We start from the raw sequence: 3,842 nt of genomic DNA, 5'->3' as shown, positions 1-3,842 counted from the left end.
ATTCTGTCAAGGGGGTAATCTTGAGCCATGGACTCACCGCCTCCGTCGAAGCGCACCGCCTTCCTGCTGTCACAGCTGGGGGCGCTGGCATCGTCACGCTTCGCCGAACGCACACGCGAAATCGGGCTGACCCCGAGTGATGCCGGCGTGCTCCGCATGCTCGGCCGCGCCCCAGGGCTGAGCCAGCGAGCTCTGGCCGACCGTCTGGGAGCCGTGCCGAGCCGCGTTGTTCCACTCATCGACTCACTGGAGGCGCGAGGCCTGGTGGCGCGCGTGCGCAGCAGGACCGACCGGCGGAACTATGAGCTGCGTCTGACCGCCGAGGGCGCGAAGGTTCTGCGAACGCTGCGCGAGATCGCCGAAAAGCATGAAGCTGAACTCCTGGCCCCACTCACCGGCGAACAGTCTGCCCAGCTCGGGACCCTGCTCGCCCGGCTCTCCGGAGCCCGCGCCCTCGACACGGACCTCCACCGGGACGTCGGTCGCGAGGATCCCGGCACGCCGACTCAGCCCCAGCGGTAGCCTTGGCCCTTTCAAATCGACGACCGGGCAGCCAGCGCTCGTTCTCGGTCCGCTGACGGTTATTGCCTTGCACGTCCAATCCGGACCAACATTCACCCTAGGGAAATTTCGTCGGCGAGGCGCCGAGCCGGCCAGAAAATGCCGCGGTGTGGGACCGGCTTGCGGGCGGCAGATTCAGCTGGAGGGGGCAGGCTGGTCACGGTGAGCCAAGTCGGTCGGGATCGTGCGGATGATCGAGGCGAGGATTCCGGACGCGAGAAATCCTGACCCCAGCGGACCGGCGGAATTCCCACCCAGCGGTGGCAAGCGCCGAAGCGCGGACCGGGCTTCGGCAGTCATGTGCTCGAGTTGCCAGTGGATCTCGTCGTCGACCGTCTGGGGCCGATCGGGCGCCGCCAGTCCGGCCGCTTTCGCGGCATACGCGGCTGCCCCCAAGGCGTCCCTGTTCCTACAGTCTGCACTTCCGGCGTAATACTGCCGCCGGAACGCCCGTGTCGCTGGACGGGAGGGTGATCAACCATTAAAGTGCTTTGTTACTGAAACCGGCATGGGCGCGCACACAGCGCCGGGGAGGAGGAGCACATCACCGCAGACCAATACCAGGCGCCAACTGTCCCATCCGTTGAAAGCCCCTTCCGAGGGGCTTTTCCCTTTTAAGGGGAAACCGCAGCCGGGTCTCGTTTTAACGGGAACCGCAGCCGGTAGCGTAGAGGGATTCGAAGCGCCGGACGACTTGACTGCGGCACAGGTAGTCCTGGGCATGCTTTACGCCAGGACGAAATCACCTCCAGCACCGGAACGTTGAACTCCGGGACGCCTTAGCCTCAGTGCTCGTGGCGACCTCAGGCCGTGGGCCGGGGAGATGGAGCTGCGTCCACTGCCCTGGCTCCTTAGGGGACATCGCATGTCCTGGCCCGCCTGTCGAAACCGCCGGCTGCTTGACGGCTCCAAAGGAGCCCGGACCGGAGTTCAGGTGGCCCTGGTGCTGCAAGAGACCCGCCAAAATACGGAGACGTTTTTTCGCGTCACGATAAAGGCCGATCCTATTGCAGCATGCGCCCTAATCAGCCCAATAGCGAACCGGACCCGTCCATGGACCAGGAATCAGCCTCTGACGGCCATCAGGGCAATGAGTTTTCGAAGGGGCATAGCTGTGCGTTCCACTTCCTAGCGGCCTAGGGGCGCTGCCGCGCCATGAGTTGTGAAAATGGGGCCTGGCCGGCTTTCCCCGCCTCTGGCATTGCTGAGGGTTGCGGGGGATGATGGCGGTGTCTATCGCGGATGACGCCGGATTTCCTTGGTGCCGGGTTTGAGCCCGCTTCCTAGCGTGGTGTGAAGGACTCCCACGGGAACCGTGGATTGTTGCTTCGAGCACGAGTGCTAGATTCCTGAATTTTCCCTGTCCTTCCCGCGATTGGCATTTTGCTACTCAAGATCGGCAAAGGACAGGCAATGGATATTGTGCATGAGCGCGCCGCCGGCATGGATATCTCCAAACACGACGCGAAGGTCTGCATTCGGATCCCGGGAAACCAGCGCGCCCGGTTTACCTCTACAGTCACCACATGGGGATCGACCACGAACGAGATCCTCCAGCTGCGCGCTTTCCTCGAAGGGCAGCAGGTCACAACGGTGGTGATGGAAGCGACCAGTGATTATTGGAAGCCGTTCTACTACCTGCTGGAATCGACCCTGCCCGTGATGCTGGTCAATGCCAAGGCTGCCAGGAACATTCCGGGGCGCAAGACCGATGTCTCCGACGCGGCCTGGCTGGCCCAGCTCGGAGCCCACGGCCTTTTGAGGGCCTCCTTCGTTCCGCCGGAGCCCATCCGGGAACTGCGGGATCTGACCCGTGCCCGGGCCATCGCGGTGCAGGACAGAACCCGGGAGATCCACCGTTTGGAGAAGTTTCTGGAGGGCAGCGGAATCAAGCTCTCCGGTGTCGTCAGCAGCCTGACCGGCGTCTCGTCCCGGGCGATGCTGGAAGCCCTTGTTTCGGGTGAGCGTGATCCTGAAGTACTGGCGCAAAACGCCCAGAAACGCATGCGGTCAAAGATCCCGGAGCTGGTCGAAGCGCTCACCGGCAGGTTCGGGGAGCACCAGGCGTTTATGGTCCGGGTGCATCTGGACCAGATCGATCACCGCACTGCTGCCATCGCCGCGTTCGCAGACCGTATCGAGGAAGTGATTGAGCCCTTTCGTGCCGCCCGCGAGGCATTGATCACGATCCCTGGAGTCTCCGTCCTGGTCGCCGATGTCATCATCGCCGAGACCGGCGCGGACATGAGCGTCTTCCCCACCTCGGCGCACCTGGCGTCATGGGCCGGCGTCTGTCCGGGTTCGAACGAGTCCGCCGGACACATTAAATCCACCAGAACCCGGCCGGGCAACAATTACCTGAAGGCAGCCCTGGGCACGTCTGCGCTGACGGCTGCCCGCCTCAAAGACACGTTTCTCTCCCAGAAGTACCGGCGAATCGCTGCCCGACGGGGTCCCAAGAAAGCTCTCGTCGCGATTGAACGCATCATTCTCACGGCGACATGGAACATGCTCACCAACGGCGAGGTCTACACCGACCCCGGCGCCGACTACTACCTCCGGCGCGACCCTGACAAGGCGAGAAGCCGAGCCGTCAACCAGCTCAAAACCCTCGGCTACGAGGTCAGCCTCACCCGAGCGAGCGCATAGCCCATCATCAATTTACGTCCACGCGAAAACCGCGCCCTGATTCAGAGCGCACTGGACCCACAGAACCTGCAACATACAACTACGCTGAAAGATGGCTCGACCCTCTGGCGCTACTACAAGACACTTCCGACGGAACACAGGTACGGGCCGATGTCCGCTTCGTGCTAGGAAATTACCAATGGAGGCCTCAATGTCATCCGCAGATGATCCGACCACGGAGCCGATTTTCCTTACACCGCGGGAGGCATTTTTGATCATGTCTGATTTCATATGGGACTACGCGCAGCGGGCTGGCGACGATCTAATTACTTTGCTGGGAGGCACCGACCTCGAGGCTGACGGTCAACCAGCCGATCCAGCCGCCTGGGAAGACTGGCTCGTCAGCGTGAAACGGATCGAGTCCGGGCTGCCACCACGGTCCGGGACATGACAGTACCCGGACTCGAATACTGGGCTTTTGCCTCCAGTCGCCTTCCCGGCTGACGAGGATCGCGGTCGCCAATTTACCTACTGGTGCGACCCATTGGGACAAACAGCCGGGACTGCCCCCGGTTTTGTTGACTCCTTGACCTAGCGAGCTTGTGCTCGTGGAAGGATGTTGACTATGCCCACGGCTTATGGGGCGGAGTTCC

The 3,842-nt window shown here is 62.5% G+C and carries 4 protein-coding genes; 3 read left to right on the top strand and 1 reads right to left on the bottom strand.

Annotated elements, in window-relative coordinates; genetic code table 11:
* Positions 1-27: 27 nt before the first annotated feature.
* Positions 28-522 carry a MarR family transcriptional regulator gene (locus AB0N24_RS27410; RefSeq protein WP_364131724.1) on the top strand — a complete coding sequence of 165 codons (495 nt, stop codon included), beginning with the start codon at positions 28-30 and terminating at the stop codon, positions 520-522.
* A 174-nt stretch (positions 523-696) separates the two neighbouring features.
* Here AB0N24_RS27410 and AB0N24_RS27405 read toward each other — a convergent pair whose 3' ends face one another.
* Positions 697-957 (bottom strand): hypothetical protein, encoded by a 261-nt coding sequence (locus AB0N24_RS27405; RefSeq protein WP_364131721.1) that lies wholly within the window; start codon positions 955-957, stop codon positions 697-699.
* 1,017 nt (positions 958-1,974) lie between these two features.
* On the opposite strand from AB0N24_RS27405, the gene AB0N24_RS27400 reads away from it, so the two are divergent.
* Together AB0N24_RS27400 and AB0N24_RS27395 are read left to right on the top strand one after the other, a co-directional pair.
* On the top strand, positions 1,975-3,210 hold the full coding sequence (locus tag AB0N24_RS27400) for an IS110 family transposase (protein WP_364131719.1): 1,236 nt from the start codon (positions 1,975-1,977) through the stop codon (positions 3,208-3,210).
* A gap of 190 nt (positions 3,211-3,400) precedes the next feature.
* Positions 3,401-3,640 carry a hypothetical protein gene (locus AB0N24_RS27395; protein ID WP_364131717.1) on the top strand — a complete coding sequence of 80 codons (240 nt, stop codon included), beginning with the start codon at positions 3,401-3,403 and terminating at the stop codon, positions 3,638-3,640.
* The last annotated feature ends 202 nt before the right edge of the window (positions 3,641-3,842 follow it).

This window comes from Arthrobacter sp. NPDC093128 (assembly GCF_040683875.1).
In the GTDB taxonomy this organism is placed as follows: Bacteria; Actinomycetota; Actinomycetes; order Actinomycetales; family Micrococcaceae; genus Arthrobacter.
The sequence above is the reverse complement of the archived record's forward strand: the minus strand, read 5'-3'. Positions and strand labels throughout refer to the sequence as shown.

Excerpts from the sequence above, each read along its gene's own strand:
- AB0N24_RS27395 (WP_364131717.1), top strand. The coding sequence starts at position 3,401 with ATGTCATCCGCAGATGATCCGACCACGGAGCCGATTTTCCTTACACCG.
- AB0N24_RS27410 (WP_364131724.1), top strand. The coding sequence starts at position 28 with ATGGACTCACCGCCTCCGTCGAAGCGCACCGCCTTCCTGCTGTCACAG.
- AB0N24_RS27400 (WP_364131719.1), top strand. The coding sequence starts at position 1,975 with ATGGATATTGTGCATGAGCGCGCCGCCGGCATGGATATCTCCAAACAC.